This is a genomic window from Mesorhizobium sp. 43Arga, from assembly GCF_053714255.1.
This window is the reverse complement of the sequence record NZ_JBSKBO010000007.1, coordinates 72,591-91,878: the sequence shown is the minus strand read 5'-3', so window position 1 is coordinate 91,878 and position 19,288 is coordinate 72,591. Positions and strand designations below refer to the sequence as shown.

The following is a 19,288-nucleotide window of genomic DNA, read 5'->3' as shown; positions in this document are numbered from 1 at the left end:
ACAGGTCCGGCGCCGACATGGAGACCAAGTCATGAGCCTGCTGTGTGAAATCCCTCATCCGTCCCGCCGCGCCGTACTGATGACCGGCGGCGCGCTGTTTGCCTGGGCCTATCTGCCGCGCTTCGCCCGCGCCGCCGACAATCGCGACCCGCGCCTGATCGTCATCGTGCTGCGCGGCGCGCTCGACGGCCTGTCGGCGGTCGGTCCGGTCGGCGATCCCGACTATGCCGGCCTGCATGGCGACATCGCTCTGTCGCTCGCCGGCCCGCATGCGGCGCTGCCGCTCGATGGTTTCTTCGCGGTCAATCCGGCAATGCCGGTCTTCGCGCGGCTGTTCAGGGACAAGCAAGCCGCGGTGGTGCATGCGGCCGCGACCGGCTATCGCGAGCGCTCGCATTTCGACGGCCAGGACGTGCTGGAAAGTGGATTTGCCGGGCCGGGTCACGTCGCCACCGGATGGCTCAACCGGGCGCTGGAGAGCGTGCCGGCGGGCGACCGCGTGGCGACGCTCGGCGGACTGGCCGTCGGACCATCGACGCCGCTGGTGATCCGCGGTGCCGCTCCCGTGCTCGGCTGGGCGCCGCAATCGCTGCCGGCGCCGGCCGGCGACCTCGCGGCGCGGGTCCTCGATCTCTATCAGCATCGCGATCCGGTGCTGGCGGTGGCCCTGCAAAAGGGACTCGATGCCGACCGCATGGCGCTCGACGACCAGATCGGCGGCAATGTGATGAGGCCGAAGGACGGAGCGATGAAGCCGAGGGGCGGCCTCGACAGCGGCGCCGGCATGCGGCAGGCCGCGCAGGGTGCCGCCAGGCTGATCGCGGCCGATGACGGGCCGCGTGTTGCGGCGCTTGCCTTCGACGGCTGGGACACGCATGTCAACGAAGGCGGCGCGACCGGCCGACTCGCCAGGCTGCTCGGCGGCCTCGACGGCGCCTTCGAGGAATTCGAGAAAGGCCTCGGCGACCGCTGGAAGGACACGGCGATCGTCGCCATCACCGAATTCGGGCGCACGGCGCAGATCAATGGCACGGTCGGCACCGATCACGGCACAGGCACGGTGGTGCTGCTCGCCGGCGGCGCGATCAAGGGCGGCCGCGTCGTCGCCGACTGGCCGGGATTGAAGCCGGCTCAGCTCTATGAACAGCGCGATCTCGCGCCGACCAGCGATGTCAGGGCGGTGTTGAAGGGCCTGCTCGCCGACCAGTTCGGTCTTTCGGCAGCCGTGCTCGGCGACAAGGTTTTTCCGGAGTCGGCGGCAGTGAAGCCTATGCCGGATCTCGTCGTGTGAGAAATAAAGATGGCGCCACAGGAGGCGCCACCTTTTTGGGGAGCCGCCCACGCCACTTCGGACCGGGCGCCACGTCGATCCGCTCCGTGATCACCAGCGGCGGTGCCAGCGATGGTGGTGATGATACCGCCAATGTCCCGGCCGCACTATTATCACGCGACGACGGTTGGGCACACAATTTCCCCACCGGTTCATGTGCCAGCCGGGGCCGCATCTCCAGCCGACGCTTTCGATTGGCAACAAACCGGCGCTCGGCTTGGCCATGGGCAAGGCCTGCGAGCCGACGCTCGACAGCATCAATGTGCCTGCGGCGACGGCAATCGGCAGAATGTATCTGGTGAGCATGATATGACCTCCATGGTTGACATTCCCGAGGACAACATACCACTCGCCCGGCTGAATGCCGGGTGAGTGGTCCAATCACATATCCGTTAGCGGGCTGAGCGCTCGCCAACCGATGCCGCGACTTTCAGCGTGGGATCGTTTCGCGGCCTCGATCAGGCGGCCTCGACCTTGGCGGCCGACGCATCCCGCACCAGTTTGGTCACGCCGGCGAAGTCGAGCTTGCCGGAGCCGAGCACCGGCACTTTCGGGACGACGCGCACTTCGGCGGGAACCATCAGGTCCATGGCGCCATTCGCCTTGGCGAAGGCCAGGAACTCGGCACGTGTGGCGCCGGGAGCCTCGGTGATGAGAATGAGCTTCTCGCCCTTGCGCGCATCCGGCACGGAAGCGACGGCCGACAACGAGCCATTCCACACTTCACCCGCCAGCGCCTCGACGGCCGCGAGCGAGATCATCTCGCCGCCGATCTTGGCGAAACGCTTGGCGCGGCCGCGAATGGCGATGAATCCCCCTTCGTCGATCGAAACGACATCGCCGGTGTCGTGCCAGCCATCCGGCAGCGGTTCGAGCACACCCGGCTTCTCGGCGCGCAGATAGCCCGCCATCACGTTGGGTCCGCGGACATGCAGCCGGCCGCCATCGTCGACACCGGGCACCGGATCGAGGCGATACTCCATGCCGGGCATGATTTTGCCGACGGTGCCGGAGCGGTTGTACATCGGCGTGTTGATGGAGATCACCGGCGCGGTCTCGGTGACGCCATAGCCTTCCAGGATGCGCACGCCGAACTTTTCCATATAGGTCATGCGCGTGGACGCCTTGACCGGTTCCGCGCCGGCAAAACAATAGCGTATCGAGCGGAAGTCATAGGGATGCGCGGTGCGCGCATAGCCGCCGAGGAACGTATCGGTGCCGAAGATGATCGTCGCGTTGGATGCGTAGATCAGTTCCGGCACGATGCGGTAGTGCAGCGGCGACGGGTAGAAGAAGATCGGCACGCCCGAGATCAGCGGCAGCACCGTGCCGGCCGTCATGCCGAAGGAATGGAAGATCGGCAAAACGTTGAACACCTTGTCGCCCGAGTGGAAGTCGATGCGCGAGGCCGCCTGCGCGGCATTGGCCAGTATGTTGCGGTGGGTCAGCACGACGCCCTTCGGCGTGCCTTCGGAGCCTGAGGTGAACAGAATCACCGCCGGATCGTCAGGCTTGCGCGGCGCGCGTGGCGTCGACTTGCGCAACAGGCCGAGCAGCTTGTCCTTGAGACCGATGGTCTTGCGCAGATCGTCGAGCCAGACGATGTCGACCGAGCGACCGATCTCCTCGACCACCGCGCCGAGCTTTGCCTGTTCTACAAACGCGCGGGACGTGAGCACCGTGCGCACCTCGGCCGCCTTGCAGGCAGACAGGATGTTGGCGGCGCCCGCGGTGAAGTTGATCATCGCCGGCACCTTGCCGGCCGACATCACGCCAAGCAGCGTCGCGCAAGAGCCGTTGGCGTTGGGCAGCATGATGCCGAGCGTCTGCTGATCGGCATAAAGGTTCTGGAATTTCTCGCCAAGCACGGCGGCCGCGGTCAGCAGCTTGCCATAGCTCAGCGAGCGGGTGACCGGATCCTGCACGGCGAGCCGTTTCATGCCGCGTTCATTCGCCGTCAGGATGATCTTTTCCAGCACCGTCTTGTCGATGTCCTGAGTGCGGAGGACGAGATCCGACATGACCTGGTAGAGTGCCGAACCCGCCGCGGCGCGGCGCTTGCGGCCCTTCAGTTCCGGCGGCACCTGCAGCTTGACCGGCTCCAGTATGGTCACCTTGACCTTCGGGAACAGCCGGCGGCGCACATGCTGCGACGTCAGCCGCGAGAACGGGCTTTTCTCCAGCCCGTCGATGCGGATCGGCACAACCATCGAGCCGGTCTTGTCCGCCACCATGGCGGCGCCGTCATAGACCTTCATCAGCCCGCCGGTCACGGTGATGCGGCCTTCGGGGAAGATGACCAGCGGATCGCCACCCTGCACGATCTTGATCAGCGCGCGGGTCGACATCGGCTTGGCCGGGTTGAGTGGCAAAGCGCGGGCGAGCTTCATGAACGGCTTCATCCACCAGGCCTGGGCTATGGCGTAGTCGATGGCGAAGACCGGCTCCTCATCGGTCAGCGTCAGCGCCAGCGGACCGTCGAGGAAGCTGACATGGTTGAGCGCCAGGATCGGCGCCTTGCCGGCCGCCTTGAGGTTCTCCATGCCCTCGACCTCCAGGCGCAGGAAGGCGCGGAACAGGATGGAGACGAAATCGCGGAAGGCGTTGGTCGGCAGGAATTTCAGCATCAGCCAGGCGGCGATGGCGTTGGCGGCGGCGAGGCCAAACAGGATGCCGCCGGTGGAAACTTTCGTCTGGATCACGGCGACGATAATGCCACCAACGGTCATGAAGCCGGCATTGACGATGCTGACGGCGGCGACGACACGGGCGCGGCGCGCTTCCGGCGACCAGGCCTGCACGGCGGCGAAGGTCGGCACCACGAGGAAGGCGCTGGCGATGGCCATGGCGGCGAGGTCGATCGCCACGCGGATGGTGTTTGGCCCGGCGAAGAACAGGGCAAGGGTTTGCGCCTTCGGCGAAGGCTGCATGCTCCATATGGTCCAGGCCAAATGCAGGCCGAACAGCGCCAGCAGCGCCGTGCCGACCGGCGCAGGCAGAAGCACGATACGCCCCTGCGACATCCATGCGGCAATCGCCGAGCCGACGGCGATCGAGACGGCAAACACCGCGAGATAGACGGTGACGGCGATCTCGTTGCCGCCGAGCGAATCCTTGATCAAGGTCGGCAGGATCGAAAGCACGATGGCGCCGATCAGCCAGAACCAGGAGGTCATCAGTCCGGCGCGCCAGATGCGCATGTCGGCGCGCAATTCGCTGACCTGGCGCCAGGTCGAGCGGAAGATGTTCTTGTCGATGACAAGGTCAGGTGCTGCCGAACCGGTGGGCGGAATGTAGCGGCTGACGAACCAGCAGCCGACGGCCAAGGCCATCATGATCGGTCCGAACACCGTGACGCCGATGCCGTCGGCCGACACGACGCCGCCGACGATGGTGCCGCCGAGGATGGCGGCAAACGTGGCCGACTCTATCCAGGCGTTGGCCTTGGGCAGTTCCTTGCGCTCGAGGTGATCGGGCAGGATGCCGTATTTGATCGGCCCGAACAGCGCCGAGATGATGCCGAACATCAGCAGCGCCGTCATCAGCACCGGGATCGAAGACAGCGCGATGCCGGCGACAGAGACGGCCGCCGCGGCGATCTCGGCGAATTTCAGCCGCCGGGCGATGAGGGCCTTGTCGAAGCGGTCGGCGATCTCGCCGCCAAGCGCCGACAACAACAGGAAGGGCGCCATGAAGACGGCGCCCGCCAAAGTGACCAGCGAGGCGGCCTGATCGGCGGCCAGCGTGAAGAGGATCAGGAACACCAGTGTGTTCTTGAGGAAATTGTCGTTGAAGGCGGACAGGAACTGCGTCCAGAACAGAGGCGCAAAGCGCCGGGACAACATCAGATGCGTGTTCATGGCGATTTCCATTTGGCGGAACCCTGCCGCTGTGTGCCGGCAGTCCCTGCGGGTTGCAGGCGCTGTTTCGATTTCGATGATAGTCTTGAGCCGGTTAAACTTCCTTGCTGTGCCTGATGTCCATACCGAGGCTTTCGGTTCATCAGAAATGAACATCGTTCATAAACGCATCCTACCACGCTTTGAACATTGTTCAAGCAAAAAATGAACGGCGTTCAAGACTCTTTGAACGGATCGATAGCGGGGGATATCTGTCGGTGTGTCAGGCGACCCCGGGCTGGCTCAGAGCGTCGCCACTGTCTTCAGCGCGCCGTCGAGCATGTCGCCTTTCTCGTCCTTCAGCGCCGCCTCGCGCAGGCGGCGGATCCAGTCGGCGGCATCGTCGCGGCCCTTAAGCATGGGAAGCGCGGAGAGCACGCGGTCGAATTTCGACTGTGCCCGGATATGGGTGTCGCTGTAGCCCTTGATCAGCCGGCGGCAGTTGAGGATTTCGACGGCGAGCGCATAGTCCTCCGGCACATGGCCGAGCGCCAGCGCGTACCAGCGATCGAGATGGGTCATCTCGACCTTGTGGCGCAGCAGGCCGCGGCGCCAGCGGCGCAGGCCGCCGATGAACCACAAAGCGGCGAAGCCGGCAAAGCTGTCCGTGCGGATGCGGCGGCCATGGTTGATGCGGCGGTCAAGGAAGGCGGCAAGCTTCGGCCGGCTTTCGATATAGCTGCCCAGCCCTGCCGGCAGCGTGCCACAGAACTCCTCGATGCGCGGATGAAAATATTCGGTGACCTGCAGGATCGAATCGTCCTTGACGCCGACTTCCATGCGCACGCGCCTGTCACGCGTCGAGCGTGTTTTCAGGTCGGCGACGCGGATCATGTCGTCGTAGCACAGGGCATTGGCGAGATGCTTGGCGCCGGCGATGGACAGCGCATAGGAATGGTCTGCACTATCCAGCGCGACCGCCTTGTCCAGCCGGTCGAGATATTCACGCCCATAGGCGATGTCCTGATAGTCGACGACCTTTCGCAAGCCGCGCAGCGCCATGTCGCGCACCGCCAGGGGCATCAGGTCAATGCGGGCAGCAAGCGCCTGCCAGCCCTGGAGCAGGTTTTGCGGGCCGCTCACGCGCCCCTCGGCGGATTCGACATTGGCCCGCTCTGCCGGTTTCGGCGCAGGTGCCGCCGTGCCACGCGCGCGGTCATAGGCGGCGCCGAAGGCGGCAAGGCTGGCCTTGACGCCACGGCCGCCGGCACCGATCGCCTGCTCATAGCTTTCGCGGGTGAACGGCAGCGCATCGGATCCGGCCAGCGCGCCGAGCAGGCTGGCCGAAATCATCGAACCATTGTCGGCGGCGATCTTTTCCATGTCGAAAGCGATGAAGCGCTTGGACGCGGCTTCCGCCGTCGCGTGCACCTTGGAAGACGAGGCCCGGCCGTCGCCAGGCTCAATCTTCTCTGATACCGCGGCGATGCGGTGCGAGGAAGCGATCAGCGTGGTGCGCTCGGGCGTGACGAAACCGCGGATAATGGCGCGGCCGGCTTCCATCAGTTCGGCGGCGATCAATATGTCGACATCGCCTTGCGAGGGCGACAGCGCGAAGACCGGCAGCCGGCCGGTGTCACGGGCCATTTCGACATAGTAGATGGTGGCACCGGTGCGTTGCGCCACGCCGGCGACCGAGGTCGATTGCGCGACATAGCCATTGCGCTCGGCGACATCGGTGATCCAGTCGGCCAGCACGCCGCCGCCCTGGCCGCCGACCGCCAGCACGGCGAGCTTGATGACGGGCTCATCGTCCTGGGCGCCGACCTTGGCGCGGAATGGCGGGACAGCGTCAAGCATCGGCGAAGGTCAGGCGCCGGCTTTCGCGGCGGCGCTGCAACAGGCTGATCACGGCACGACGCGCGCTTTCCAGGAAGCGATCCCAGCGGCTCGGATTGTGCACGACATCGGCGCGGTAGAAGGATGGGCAGAGCACCGCAGCATCGGCGACCTCGCCGCAATTGCCGCAGCCGACGCAGTTCTGGTCGATCGATGCCACGGGATCGTCGCGCAGCGGATCGTCGAGCGATTTTACCGACAGCGACGGACAGCCCGACAGCCGCATGCAGGCGTGGTCGCCGGTGCAGATGTCCTCGTCGACGCCAAACTTCGGCTTTACCACTCGCTCGCCGCCCTTGATCGCCTTGTCGACCAGCGGCTTTTCGCGGCGCTGGCGGTTGAGCATGCATTCGGAGGAAGCAACGATGACCTTCGGTCCCTTCTCCTCCGTCGTCAGCGCCTCGCGCAGCGTGTCCTGCATCTTGCGGACATCGTAGGTGCGGTCGACATGGCGCAGCCATTTGACGCCCATGCCCTTCACCGCTTCGGTGATCGGATGCTTCGTCGACTTGGTCTTGTTGCCCGCGCGCGATGACAGGATGTCCTGCCCGCCTGTGGCGGCCGAATAGAAATTGTCGACGATGACGATGACGCCGTCATTCTTGTTGAAGACGGCATTGCCGATCGAAGAGGTCAGGCCGTTGTGCCAGAAGCCGCCATCGCCGACGAAGGAGATCGAGCGGCGGTTGGCATCGGGCGAATTGAACGCCGAGGCGGAAGCCGGCCCCAGCCCATAGCCCATGGTTGTGGCGCCGAGTTCGAAGGGCGGCATGATCGAGAACAGGTGGCAGCCGATATCGGAAGCGATGTGGTGCTTGCCGAGTTCCTGCTCGACCAGCTTTGTCGCGGCAAAGATCGGTCGTTCCGGGCAGCCGATGCAGAAGCCCGGCGGACGGCCCGGGACGACGTTGATCAGGTCCGCGGTGTCGATGCCGTCGCCTACCTTGTTGGGCGCGCGCACCTCACCTGGGAGCAGATGCGGCGCCTCGGCGCGCAGGAAGGTACCAATGCCGTCGAGCATGACCTGGCCGGTATATTCGCCGGCCATCGGCAGATATTCCTTGCCGACCAGCCTCGTGCCGCGCCCGGCCTTGTGCAGCATCGCCGCGAAAGCCTGTTCGATGTAGTTGGGCTGTCCTTCCTCAACGACCAGCACCGCCTGCTTGCCCTCGCAGAAGGACAGGAACTCGTCATCGATCAAGGGATAGACGGCGTTGAGCACGTAGAGCGGCACGTCCGTCTCGCCATAGGTGTCGGCAAGGCCGAGACGCTGCAAGGCGCGGATGACGGAATTGTACATGCCGCCCTGCATGACGATGCCGACCGAGCCGTGGTCCGAACCGAAGAACTCGTTGATCTTGTTCTTGGCGATGAAATCGACGGCCGCCGGCCAGCGCTTCGCCACCTTCTCCTTCTCATGCAGGAAGGAGGCCGGCGGCAGCACGATGCGGCCGGTGTCGCGGCGCGGCGCCTCCAGCGCATCGGCGACCGTCATCGGCGGGCGCTTGTTGTCCTTGGCGATGAAGTGGCCGTGGACATGGCAGCAGCGGATGCGCACCTGCAGCATGACAGGCGTGTTGGAGACCTCGGACAGTTCGAAGCCGTCCTCCACCGCCTTGACGATCGACGGCAGGTTGGGGCGCGGGTCGAGCAGCCAGACCTGGCTCTTCATGGCGAAGGCATGGCTGCGCTCCTGCATGATCGAAGAGCCCTCGCCATAGTCCTCGCCGACGATGATCAGCGCGCCGCCGGTGACGCCGCCGGAGGCCAGGTTGGCGAGCGCATCGGAGGCGACATTGGTGCCGACGGTCGACTTGAAGGTGGCCGCACCACGGATGGGATAGTGCACCGAGGCGGCCAGCATGGCGGTGGCGGTGGCTTCCGAGGCGCTCGCCTCGAAATGCACCCCAAGTTCGCCCAGAATATCCTGCGCGTCGGCCAGCACGTCCATCAGATGGCTGATCGGCGCGCCCTGGTAGCCGCCAACATAGCCGACGCCGCATTGCAGCAGCGCCTTGGTGATGGCGAGGATGCCCTCGCCCGCGAATTCCGCGCCGGCGCCGAGCCGCAGCTTTTCGACTTCCTTGGCAAAAGACCGTTCGGCCATTTTTCTGCTCCTTCCGTTACCGCCGGCATCGGCGGCGCGTAGGTCTAGAGTCCTTTTTTATGCATGTCGTTTCCCCAAAACCGGATCCACTTTTGGGCGACATGCATCAGATGTCGTGCTTGCGAATGTTCTTGAGCATCTTCAAAAGCGTGGCGATCAGTGCTGCATATTCGGTATCGTCGATATCGTCGAACATCGCCTCGAAGGCGTCATGCATGGCCGGCCAGGCGCGGGTGAACTCTGCGCGGCCGTCGTCGGTCAGGAAGACATGGCGGATGCGGCTGTCGGTGACGCCCTGCTCGCGCCGCACGAAGCCTTGCCCCTCCAGCGTGTCGAGCGTGCGGCTCAAGGTCGACTGCTCGATGACGGTGTAGACTGAGAGGTCGTTGACGGTGACGCCATCGGTGACCGACAGCACGGCCAGTGTGCGCACCTGCGGAATGGTCAAGCCTTGCTTGCGAAAATCATCGCGCAAGGTGGCATTGTAGCGGCCCATGATGCGGTTCATCAGATAGGGCGCGAATTGCTGCAGGCCGATCTGGCCGAGCGTCGAAATGCGCTGGCGCTTTTCTGTCACCTTCTGCTCCATCACAGCCTCCCCGCCAGGAGAAAGCCGGAGCCGCCGCCAAGACCCGCGCCCGGATGGGTCGAGGCGCCGATATGGTAGAGGTTCTTGATGCCGGTCTGGTGGTTACGGCTGGTCTTGAACGGTCGCCACAGGAAGGACTGGTCGACGGTCGATGACCCCCCATACGGATCGCCGCCGACAAGATTGATGTTCATCGCTTCAAGGTCGGCCGGCGAATAGGCTCGGCGCGCGATGACACTGTCCTTGAGGCCATCGATATGGCTGGCGAGGATCGCTTCAGCGCGGTCGGCATAGGCCTCGCGCATCGGGTCGGTCCACTGCCCGTCAGCTGGGGCCCGCAGCTTGCCGGCGGCATCGCCCTTGATGTGGCGCGGCGCTTCGGGCAGTTGCAGCCACAGGATCGCCTTGCCTTGCGGGCAGCGTGACAGGTCGAGCGCATGCGGCTGGCCGACGCAGATGGTCGGCACTTCCGGCAGCAAGCCGCGCACCGCCTCGTTGCAGGCTTTCGACACACCATCCAGGCCCGGCGTCAAATGCAGCAAGGCCACCTTGCCCAGCCCTTCGCCGCGCCATGCCGGCGGCCTGTCGAGGGCGTAGTGGACCTGGAAATTGCCTTTGCCATAGCGGTATTTCCGCGTTGCCTCGACGTCGTCCCTGGGCGCCTCGCCACCGAGCAGCCGGCCATAAAGCTGCGTCGGCGTGACCGAGCAGATGACGCTCTTCTTCGCATGAACCGTTTCGCCCGAGGCCAGCCGCACACCGGTGGCGCGACCACCAGCCAGGATGACGGAGGCAACATCCGCTTCGGTGGCGATGACGCCGCCGCGCTCGGTGATCAGCGCCTCGAAGGCCGACAGCAGATTCTTCGCCCCGCCCTTGACGATCGGGGCGCCCGCGGCTTCGAGCGCGAAGGCGATTACCTTGGCGATCTGGCCGGAGAAAGCATCTTCCGGTCCAAGTCCGGCATGCAGCACCCAGGGCGCCCAGAGGGCGCGGGTGATTTCGGACTGGTAGGTGCTTTCCAGCCAACCGCGCGCCGGCGCCAACGCCTCGCCGAGGAAGGCCGAAAGGCCACGCGAGCCGCGCCGCCAGGCAGCGCCGGCCAGCAGCTTTGCGGTCGGGTAGGACCACAGGCTGCCGCCCAGCAGGCCGAACAGCAGGCCGGCATTGCGTTCGATGCCGCCGACATCGTCGGCGTGCCGGTCGCCATCACCCGCCGCGATCGCATTGAGGGCGGCGACATTGGCGGCGCGGTCGGTGCTTAGCACCGCATGGCTGCCGTCCGGCCGCAGCACACCGGTCGGCGTGCCGGTGTGGCAGAACTCCAGCCCGTGCCGCGCGAGATCGCCGCCCAGCGCCGCAAAAGCCGGCGAGGTGATGAACAGCACGAAGGTCGTCGCCATCACGTCATGGACGAAGCCGGGCGCAGTGATCTCCTCGGTGCGCATGCAGCCGCCGATGCGGTCGTTGCGTTCGAGGACAAGCACATCAGCACCCTTGCCGCCAAGCATCGCCGCGCAGACCAGCGCGTTGATGCCGCTGCCGACGATGATGTGATCTGGCGCTTTCATTGGTGGTTCCCTGTGGGCAGCGGACAGGCTTGCGAGGTCCGCCCTCTACGGCGCCGTAAAGCGCGAGCGCCGCCAACCTGCCTCCCTATCGCCTCGCCAACCTGCATGATCTTCTCCCGAAGATCTCCTTACTGCCCCGACACCAGCGCCAGTGCGCGGATCGGGCTGCCGGTGCCGTGCTCGATCTTCAGCGGTGCCGCGATCAGGATCGCGCCCTTCGGCGGCAGCTGGTCGAGATTGCAGAGGCTGGCAAGCCCATAGCGATTGGCCTTGTGCATCAGCGTGTGCGCCGGGAACGGCGGCTCCATGCCACCCGCCTTGCCGGCATCGGTGCCGATCGTCTCCGAGCCCCAGCCCTTGATGTCCTTGGCTATCAGGTACTGGATGGCTTCGGCCGTCGGACCGGGCGTATGTGGACCGGTCTCGTTGGCATTGAGGAACTCGGCTTCCGAGCCATTGCGCTTGTACCAGTCGGTGCGCATCACCACCCACTCGCCGGCGTTGATGGCGCCGTGCTTGGCTTCCCACGCCTTGATGTGGTCGACGGTGAGCAGGAAATCGTGGTCGGCGGCGGCTTCCTTGGAGCAGTCGATGACATTGACCGGGCCGACGAAGTTCTGCGCCGGAATGGTGTCGGTGGCGCCGTCCGGATAGTCCTTGCCGGTGATCCAATGCTGCGGCGCATCGAAATGGGTGCCCGAATGCTCGCCGAGCTTCAGCCAGTTCCATGCCCACCACGGACCGTTCTTGTCATAGCGGGAGATCGAATGGATCTCGACCTTCGGCGTGTCGACGGCGAGCTCCGGCGGCAGCTTGATCAGCGGCGTGTCGGGCCCGAGCTGCGCGGAGAGGTCAATCACCTTGATGGCGCCTGACAGCAACTGGCCGGCGACTTCGCCGAGGAGTTTTTGGGTGTCCATGGTCTTCTGTTCCCTCTTTCTGGTGACAATCAAGGCTCGTCTCGGCCCTTAATATCCTACTAGACGAAAACATATGCATCTGCAATTATCTTTAAGCATAAAGGAAATGGGAACGGGGCGTGAGCGAGTTCGACGCCATCTTTGTCGGGGCGGGCCACAACAGTCTGGCATGCGCCGCGCATCTGGCGCTCAAAGGCTGGAAAATCGGGATTTTCGAGCGCAATTCCACAATCGGCGGCACCGTTCAGACCCGTGAATTCACCCTTCCCGGCTTCCGCCACGATTTCGGCGCGATGAATCTGAGCCTGTTTGCCGGCTCTGCCTTCCACCGGAAATATGCAAATGAATTGAAAGCGCAGGGGCTGGAATTCGCTCCGGTCGCCGACTGTTTCGCCAGCGCCTTTCCGGACGGACGCTGGTTAGGCGTCAGCAGCGATCTGGAAAAGACGGCCACGCGCATGGCCGCTTTCTCCACCGCCGATGCCGCGGCATGGCGCAAGCTGGTTGCGGCGTTCCCCGCCGAGGCCGAGCATCTGTTCCGGCTGCTGGGCTCACCGATGAGCGCCCGCGCTCTTGCCGGCACGGCGTGGAACCTGTGGCGCAAGAAGGGTATCGCCGGCGCGCTCGACATGGGAAGGCTGTTGCTGTCCTCGCCCCGCGCGTGGCTGGAGGAGACTTTCGAGTCACCGCATGTGCAAGCGACGCTCGCCACCTGGGGCATGCATCTCGACTTCGCCCCTGACATCGCCGGCGGTGCGGTGTTCCCCTACCTGGAATCGATGGCCAACCAGAGTTTCGGCATGGTGCTGGGCAAGGGCGGCGCCGACACCATCATCCGGGCGCTGGCCGGCATGGTGACATCTGCCGGCGGCAAGATCGTCACCGGCGCCGAAGTGGCGGAGATCACGGTTTCCAACGGCAAGGCGACCGGGGTGCGGCTGGCTTCAGCTGAAACGTATACCGCGACCAGGGCCATCATCGCCGGCGTCGCGCCCAAGGCGCTGTCCGGCAGGCTGCTGCCCGGCGGTTCCGGCAATGCCGGCTTCGACACGGCGATGAAAAAGTTCCGGTACGCGCCGGGCACTATGATGATCCACCTGGCGCTGGACGACCTGCCGGACTGGCGCGCCGGGTCTGAACTCCGGCAGTTCGCCTATGTGCATCTGTCGCCGTCGCTCGACGCCATGTCGCGCACCTATCAGCAGGCAATGGCCGGGATGCTGCCGGACGACCCGGTACTGGTCGTCGGCCAGCCCACCGCGATCGATCCCTCACGCGCGCCGCAGGGCAAGCATGTCCTGTGGGTGCAGGTGCGCATGCTGCCCGCCGAGATAACAGGCGATGCATCTGCCAAGATCGCGCCCGCGCATTGGGATCAGGTCAAGGACGCCTACGCCGAGCGCGTGCTCAACATCATCGAGACCTATGCGCCCGGCCTGCGGAGCAAAATCCTCGGCCGCGCCGTATTCTCGCCCATCGACCTCGAGCGCGAGAACCCGAACCTTGTCGGCGGCGACCAGGTCTGCGGCAGCCATCATCTGGCGCAGAACTTTCTGTTCCGCCCGGCGCGTGGCTATGCCGGCTGGAACACGCCGGTCGGCAATCTGCATCTGACGGGAGCCGCGACATGGCCAGGGGCCGGCACCGGTGCGGCCTCGGGTTTCATGCTCGCGCAACAGCTTGGCGGGAGGTAGGCTCCGACGATTTTATCGAGGCGACGAGAGGCAAGGCGCTGCTGCCCACGAAGCCGGAACCAACGAACGGAATTGCCGCGCAAAGACAATAACCAACAAGGGGAACGACCATGAAAATCAACAGACGCGAATTGCTGGGATACAGTGCCGCGGCACTTGGCGTGGCCGCAGTTGGCCTGCCCGAAATAGCCAAGGCGGCGGCCGGCGAACTGACCATCGCCTACAATGTCAACCTGCCGTCCTGGGATCCGACAACCGGACCTTCGGCTGTCAATCCGACGATCCAGGGCCTCTACCAGTCGGTGTTCGACCAGATCATCCCGCAAAAGCCCGACCTGTCCTTCGCGCCCGGCCTGCTCACCGAATGGGGCTGGAACGACGACCGCACCAAGGTGATGATGACGGTGCGCGAAGGCGTGAAATGGCACGACGGCTCGCCCTTCACGCCCGAGGACGTCGTCTGGTCGCTGCAGCGCGCGGGCGACGAAAAGACCGGCAACCCGATCCAGTTCGTCTGGAAGAACGTCAACAACTTCAAGATCGACGGCAACAAGATATCAGGCGACGTGGTGCAGTTCGACCCGGTCTATTTCAAATGGATGTCGTTCCTGACCGGCTACATCCTGCCGAAGGCCTATTACGAGAAGGTCGGCGCTGAAGGTTTCGAGAAGGCGCCGATCGGCACCGGCCCCTACATGGTGGAAAAATTCGAGCGCAATGCCTTCCTGCGGCTGAAGGCCAATCCGCACTACTGGGGCAGCAAGCCGGCTTTCGAGAATGTGACAATCAAGTTCGTCACCGACGCGGCGAGCCGCGTCGCCGAGATAGAATCCGGCTCCTCGCAGGTGACGCTCGAAATCCCTTACGAGGAATATGACCGGCTGATCGCCAAGGACGGACTGGCCGGCTCGATCAAGAATGTCTCCGACATCGGCATGATCTTCTTCAACAACAAGGACGCCATGCTCGACAAGAATGTCCGCCAGGCGGCCGTCATGGCGGTGGACAAGGAGCTTCTGGTCAAGCGGTTGCTGCGCGGCTACGGCCAGCCGATCGACACGCTGGAAACGCCGGAATACGCCGCCTACGATCCGTCGATCAAGGTCGAGCACAATCCGGAAAAGGCCAAGGAATTGCTTGCCGCCTCCGGTTATTCGACCAAGAAGCCGGCAAAGTTCACCATCCAGACGACCAAGGGCTTCAAGCCCAAGGACTACGAGATGGTGCAGGCGATCGTCGGCATGTGGCGCAAGGTCGGCATCGAGGCCGAGATCGAGGTCTACGAGATCGCCAAGCACTATGAGCTGCGCGCCGCGCACAAGCTGGCGCCGGCGGCGTTCTACAACTGGGGCAATTCCATCGGCGATCCGACCACCTCGACCGGTTTCGCCATGTTCGGGCCCTCGCCGCACTCGTCCTGGAAGACCGACGACCTCGACGCCAAGATCGGCCCGCTGTGGGGCGAAAAGGACGAGGCCAAGCGCATCGCCGGCTGGAAAGCGGTCGACAAGTACATTGCCGAAGAGGCCTATGTGCTGCCGCTCATCCAGTACGCACAGCCGATCGTGCACTCGAGGAAGGTCAATGTCGTGCAGCACATTTCCGGTGCGCTGCTGCCGGCCCTGATGACCCCGGCCTGATATCGGCCTGGAATTGCCGCGCGCCGTCCATAGGGACGGCGCGCATTTTTCTATCAGGCATACGAGCCAGCAGGCTCGTGCAAAGATTTACATGCTGCTGCAACGATTTCTGATCCGTCTTCTGACGATGCTGATCACGCTGTTCGGCGTGGCCGTCGTAGTCTTCGTCGTGATCCGCGTCGCGCCCGGCGATCCGATCGCGATGATGCTGCCGCCAGGCGCGACGGATGATGACATCGCCCGGCTGCGCGCGCTCTACGGGCTCGACAAGACCATCGTGCAGCAATTCTTCATCTGGCTGTCCGGCGTTGTCCGGGGCGATTTCGGCACCTCGATTTCGCTGCGGCAGGACGTGCTTGGCCTCGTCTTCAACCGGCTGCCGGCGACGCTGGAGCTGGCCATCGTCGCGCTGATCATGGCGGTGGCGCTTGGCGGCACGACGGCCGTTCTCGGCGCGCGCGAACGCGGCACGGCGGTCGAAGCCGGCATCGACATCGCCGGCGGTGCGGCACTCTCCATTCCCGATTTCCTTTGGGGCCTGGTGCTGATCCTTTTGTTCGGCGTGCTGGTACCGATCTTCGATATTTCCGGCCGCGTGTCGCCGCAGCTCGACCTGCCCTTCGTCACCCAGTTCTATTTCTTCGAAAGCCTGCTGCGGCTGCGCTTCGACCTGACCTGGGACCTCTTGAAACACATGCTGATGCCGGCGGTGGCGCTGGCACTGCCGTTGGCGGCGATCATCTCGCAGTTGCTGAAGCAGTCGCTGAAGGAAGTGCTCGATCTCGACTACGTCGTGCTGGCGCGGGTCAAGGGTTTTTCCGAGACGGAGGTCATCCTGCGCGAGGCGCTGAAGAACGCGGCACTGCCGACGCTGACGCTGGTCGGCGTGCAGTTCACCTTCCTCATCGGCGGCACGGTCATCGTCGAGCGACTGTTTTCCTATGAGGGCCTCGGCAACATGGCGATCGATGCCGTCATCAACCGCGACCTGCCGCTGATCCAGGGCATCGTGCTGGTCTTCGCGCTGCTGTTCGTGCTGATCAATCTCGTGGTCGACATGATGTACGCGCTGCTCAATCCGAGGCTGCGCCATGGATAGGGCCTCGAGACGCGGACTGAGCCCCAGGCTGTGGCTCGCCGGCGGCTGGTTGCTGCTGGCGCTGCTGGCGGCGATCTTCGCGCCGCTGGTCGCGCCGCAGGATCCGCTGGCGCAGGATCTGATGCTGGAGCGGCTGCCGCCCTTCTGGCTCGATGGCGCCGAGCCCGGCTATTGGCTGGGCACCGACAGCCTCGGCCGCGATCTGTTGTCCCGGCTGATCTTCGGCGGCCGTATCGCCTTCGTCGTCGCTTTCGCGGCGGCCATCGCCGCCTGCCTCGTCGGCTCGACGCTCGGGCTGATCGCGGGCTATTTCGGCGGTTGGGCGGACCGCATCATCTCGCGCGTCGTCGATATCTGGATGGCCTTTCCGCCGGTGCTGTTCGCCATCCTGCTGGTGGCCGTGCTCGGCACCGGCCTCAGCTCCGTCATCCTTGCCATCGCGATCATCGACTGGACACGCTTCTGCCGGGTGATCCGCGCCGAGGCGATGGGCCAGTCGCGCATGGACTATGTCGAGAATGCCCGCATCGCCGGCTATGGCCGCATCGGCATCATGCTGCGTGAAGTGCTGCCCAACGTGGTACCGTCGATCGTGGCGCTGCTGTCCCTGGAGATGGGCATCGCCGTTATCGTCGAGGCGATCCTGTCCTTCGTCAATCTGTCGATCTCGACCGACGATCCGACCTGGGGCAGCATCATCGCCGAGGGCCGGCTGTCGATCCACCAGGCCTGGTGGGTGCTGGTGTTTCCGCTGATCACGCTGATTCTCACCGTGCTGTCGTTCAGCCAGTTCGGAGAAGCGCTGAAGGCGCGTTTCGATCCGGTGCTGCGATGAGCGCCTGTCTCGACATCGCCAACCTCAGCGCCGTGCTGCCGAACGGCCAGCGCGTGCTGCGCTCGGTGTCGCTCTGCGTGCAGCCCGGTGAGGTCCGCGCGCTGGTCGGCGAGAGCGGCGCCGGCAAGACGATGATCGGCAAGGCGGTGCTCGGCGTGCTGCCGTCGAGCGTGCGCATCGTCGAAGGCGACATGCTGCTCGAGGGCGAAGACCTCGGCAGGCTTCAGCCCAAGGCAAGGCGCACGCTGGTGGGCGCACGCACGGCGCTGATCCCGCAGGATCCGCTGACCGCGCTCAACCCGTCGCGCCGCATCGGCGCGCAGATGACCGACCGGCTGGTGCGCATTCTCGGCTGGAGCGGCGAGAAGGCCGATACACGCATCCGGCAGTTGCTGGATGAGGTGCAGATCCGCGACCCCGAGCGCGTGCTGAAGAGCTATCCGCATGAACTCTCCGGTGGCATGCGCCAGCGTGTGCTGATCGCCGCCGCCTTCGCCGCTGAACCCCGGCTGATCGTCGCCGACGAACCGACCACGGCGCTCGACGTCACCGTGCAGAAGCAGATCTTGCGCCTGATCGCCGCGTTGCAGCGCGAGCACGGCACCGCGATCCTGTTCGTCACCCATGATCTCGGCGTCGTCGCCAAGATCAGCCAGAAGGTCTCGGTGCTCTACGCCGGCAAGGTGGTCGAGGAAGCCGACTCGGCCGCGCTCTTCGCCGCCCCTCAACACCCCTATACGCGGGCGCTGATGGCGGCGACGCCGCGCTACACCGACCCTTTCGCCTCGCTGAAGCCAGTGGACGAGGCGGTGCTGGCGGGACTTGCCGCCGAGATCGCCGCGGCCGATCAGGCCTGGAGACGGCCGCATGGCTGAGCCGCTGTTTTCCGTGCGCGGGCTGAAGGTCGCCCTGCCCGACATGACGCGCAAGCCGCTGATCGGCCGCGCACCTTTGGCCGAGATCCTGAAAGGGCTCGACTTCGACCTGGCAAGGGGGTCGGTGACCGGCATTGTCGGCGAATCCGGGTCTGGCAAGTCGACGCTTGGCCGCGCGCTGGTCAGGCTGCTGGAGCCGAGCGCCGGCAGCATCAGCTTCGACGGCCGCGACATCACCCATCTGCCGGAGGCGGAGTTGCGGCCGCTGCGCCGTGACCTGCAGATGATCTTCCAGGATCCGATGTCGTCGCTCAATCCGCGCCGCACCATCGCCAGCATCATCGCCGCGCCGCTGAAGCAGAACGGGCTTGGTGACAATCTGACGACCAGAGTCGCGGAGGCGTTGCAGCGGGTCGGGCTGCCGCAGAGCTTTGCCAGCCGCTACCGCCACGAACTGTCGGGCGGCCAGCGCCAGCGTGTCGGCATTGCACGAGCCCTGGCGCTGTCGCCGAAATTCGTGCTGGCCGACGAGATCGTCTCCGGTCTCGACGTGTCGACGCAGGCGCAGATCCTCACCCTTCTGGAAAAGCTGGCCGCGGAGATGGGCTTGACCGTCGCCTTCATCAGCCACGATCTTTCGGTCATCCGGCGGCTGTGCCGGCAAGTCCTTGTCATGCGCGAAGGCACGATCGTCGAGGCCAGCGCTACCGACGCCTTGTTCGACAATCCCACGCAGGCCTACACGCGCGACCTCATCGCAGCCATTCCGCTACCGGAAATCGACGCCGGCTGGCTGGACGCTCCTGCCGTCGCCGAGGCCGAGACGGTGCTGTGGAGCCCAAAGAACCCGGAGAACTGATGCTTTGGCGCGCGCTTGCGGACCGACACGC

At 65.0% G+C, this 19,288-nt stretch carries 14 protein-coding genes; 7 read left to right on the top strand and 7 right to left on the bottom strand.

Annotated features, from left to right (window positions below; genetic code table 11):
• The first annotated feature begins 31 nt into the window (after window positions 1–31).
• Window positions 32–1,291, top strand: a complete 1,260-nt coding sequence (locus ACWGS8_RS23345) for a DUF1501 domain-containing protein (protein ID WP_454583122.1) — start codon at window positions 32–34, stop codon at window positions 1,289–1,291.
• A 90-nt stretch (window positions 1,292–1,381) separates the two neighbouring features.
• Here ACWGS8_RS23345 and ACWGS8_RS23340 read toward each other — a convergent pair whose 3' ends face one another.
• From ACWGS8_RS23340 to ACWGS8_RS23310, 7 genes are all read right to left on the bottom strand, one after another.
• Window positions 1,382–1,636: a GCG_CRPN prefix-to-repeats domain-containing protein gene (locus tag ACWGS8_RS23340; protein ID WP_454583333.1), complete on the bottom strand. Its 255-nt coding sequence runs from the start codon at window positions 1,634–1,636 to the stop codon at window positions 1,382–1,384.
• A gap of 152 nt (window positions 1,637–1,788) precedes the next feature.
• Window positions 1,789–5,190 (bottom strand): acyl-[ACP]--phospholipid O-acyltransferase, encoded by a 3,402-nt coding sequence (locus ACWGS8_RS23335; protein ID WP_454583121.1) that lies wholly within the window; start codon window positions 5,188–5,190, stop codon window positions 1,789–1,791.
• Window positions 5,191–5,472: 282 nt separating this feature from the next.
• Entirely contained in the window at window positions 5,473–7,029 is a 1,557-nt protein-coding gene (locus ACWGS8_RS23330) for an indolepyruvate oxidoreductase subunit beta family protein (RefSeq protein ID WP_454583120.1), read from the bottom strand.
• The gene (locus tag ACWGS8_RS23325; protein WP_454583119.1) at window positions 7,022–9,175 is read right to left on the bottom strand and encodes a thiamine pyrophosphate-dependent enzyme; all 2,154 of its coding nucleotides are present in this window, start codon (window positions 9,173–9,175) and stop codon (window positions 7,022–7,024) included. The genes ACWGS8_RS23330 and ACWGS8_RS23325 overlap by 8 nt, the downstream gene beginning before the upstream one ends.
• A gap of 106 nt (window positions 9,176–9,281) precedes the next feature.
• Window positions 9,282–9,764, bottom strand: coding sequence for a MarR family winged helix-turn-helix transcriptional regulator (locus tag ACWGS8_RS23320; RefSeq protein ID WP_454583118.1), 483 nt, complete (start codon window positions 9,762–9,764; stop codon window positions 9,282–9,284).
• Window positions 9,764–11,335 (bottom strand): phytoene desaturase family protein, encoded by a 1,572-nt coding sequence (locus ACWGS8_RS23315; protein ID WP_454583117.1) that lies wholly within the window; start codon window positions 11,333–11,335, stop codon window positions 9,764–9,766. The genes ACWGS8_RS23320 and ACWGS8_RS23315 overlap by 1 nt, the downstream gene beginning before the upstream one ends.
• 128 nt (window positions 11,336–11,463) lie before the next feature.
• Window positions 11,464–12,255 (bottom strand): cyclase family protein, encoded by a 792-nt coding sequence (locus ACWGS8_RS23310; RefSeq protein ID WP_454583116.1) that lies wholly within the window; start codon window positions 12,253–12,255, stop codon window positions 11,464–11,466.
• Between the two features lie 119 nt (window positions 12,256–12,374).
• Here ACWGS8_RS23310 and ACWGS8_RS23305 point away from each other — a divergent pair, with 119 nt between their 5' ends.
• The 6 genes from ACWGS8_RS23305 to ACWGS8_RS23280 all read left to right on the top strand — a co-directional run bounded on the left by ACWGS8_RS23305 (window position 12,375) and on the right by ACWGS8_RS23280 (window position 19,257).
• Complete coding sequence (locus tag ACWGS8_RS23305; RefSeq protein WP_454583115.1) at window positions 12,375–13,949, top strand: phytoene desaturase family protein; 1,575 nt, start codon at window positions 12,375–12,377, stop codon at window positions 13,947–13,949.
• A gap of 110 nt (window positions 13,950–14,059) precedes the next feature.
• Complete coding sequence (locus tag ACWGS8_RS23300) at window positions 14,060–15,589, top strand: ABC transporter substrate-binding protein (RefSeq protein WP_454583114.1); 1,530 nt, start codon at window positions 14,060–14,062, stop codon at window positions 15,587–15,589.
• A gap of 91 nt (window positions 15,590–15,680) precedes the next feature.
• Entirely contained in the window at window positions 15,681–16,688 is a 1,008-nt protein-coding gene (locus ACWGS8_RS23295) for an ABC transporter permease (protein WP_454583113.1), read from the top strand.
• Entirely contained in the window at window positions 16,681–17,523 is an 843-nt protein-coding gene (locus ACWGS8_RS23290; RefSeq protein ID WP_454583112.1) for an ABC transporter permease, read from the top strand. The genes ACWGS8_RS23295 and ACWGS8_RS23290 overlap by 8 nt, the downstream gene beginning before the upstream one ends.
• Window positions 17,520–18,398 (top strand): ABC transporter ATP-binding protein, encoded by an 879-nt coding sequence (locus ACWGS8_RS23285; protein ID WP_454583111.1) that lies wholly within the window; start codon window positions 17,520–17,522, stop codon window positions 18,396–18,398. The genes ACWGS8_RS23290 and ACWGS8_RS23285 overlap by 4 nt, the downstream gene beginning before the upstream one ends.
• Window positions 18,391–19,257, top strand: coding sequence for an ATP-binding cassette domain-containing protein (locus ACWGS8_RS23280; RefSeq protein WP_454583110.1), 867 nt, complete (start codon window positions 18,391–18,393; stop codon window positions 19,255–19,257). Before ACWGS8_RS23285 ends, ACWGS8_RS23280 begins: the two co-directional genes overlap by 8 nt.
• The last annotated feature ends 31 nt before the right edge of the window (window positions 19,258–19,288 follow it).

Coding starts and splice junctions, on each gene's coding strand:
- ACWGS8_RS23325 (WP_454583119.1), bottom strand. CDS start 9,175: ATGGCCGAACGGTCTTTTGCCAAGGAAGTCGAAAAGCTGCGGCTCGGC.
- ACWGS8_RS23285 (WP_454583111.1), top strand. CDS start 17,520: ATGAGCGCCTGTCTCGACATCGCCAACCTCAGCGCCGTGCTGCCGAAC.
- ACWGS8_RS23290 (WP_454583112.1), top strand. CDS start 16,681: ATGGATAGGGCCTCGAGACGCGGACTGAGCCCCAGGCTGTGGCTCGCC.
- ACWGS8_RS23295 (WP_454583113.1), top strand. CDS start 15,681: ATGCTGCTGCAACGATTTCTGATCCGTCTTCTGACGATGCTGATCACG.
- ACWGS8_RS23315 (WP_454583117.1), bottom strand. CDS start 11,335: ATGAAAGCGCCAGATCACATCATCGTCGGCAGCGGCATCAACGCGCTG.
- ACWGS8_RS23300 (WP_454583114.1), top strand. CDS start 14,060: ATGAAAATCAACAGACGCGAATTGCTGGGATACAGTGCCGCGGCACTT.
- ACWGS8_RS23320 (WP_454583118.1), bottom strand. CDS start 9,764: ATGGAGCAGAAGGTGACAGAAAAGCGCCAGCGCATTTCGACGCTCGGC.
- ACWGS8_RS23345 (WP_454583122.1), top strand. CDS start 32: ATGAGCCTGCTGTGTGAAATCCCTCATCCGTCCCGCCGCGCCGTACTG.
- ACWGS8_RS23340 (WP_454583333.1), bottom strand. CDS start 1,636: ATGCTCACCAGATACATTCTGCCGATTGCCGTCGCCGCAGGCACATTG.
- ACWGS8_RS23280 (WP_454583110.1), top strand. CDS start 18,391: ATGGCTGAGCCGCTGTTTTCCGTGCGCGGGCTGAAGGTCGCCCTGCCC.
- ACWGS8_RS23335 (WP_454583121.1), bottom strand. CDS start 5,190: ATGAACACGCATCTGATGTTGTCCCGGCGCTTTGCGCCTCTGTTCTGG.
- ACWGS8_RS23330 (WP_454583120.1), bottom strand. CDS start 7,029: ATGCTTGACGCTGTCCCGCCATTCCGCGCCAAGGTCGGCGCCCAGGAC.
- ACWGS8_RS23310 (WP_454583116.1), bottom strand. CDS start 12,255: ATGGACACCCAAAAACTCCTCGGCGAAGTCGCCGGCCAGTTGCTGTCA.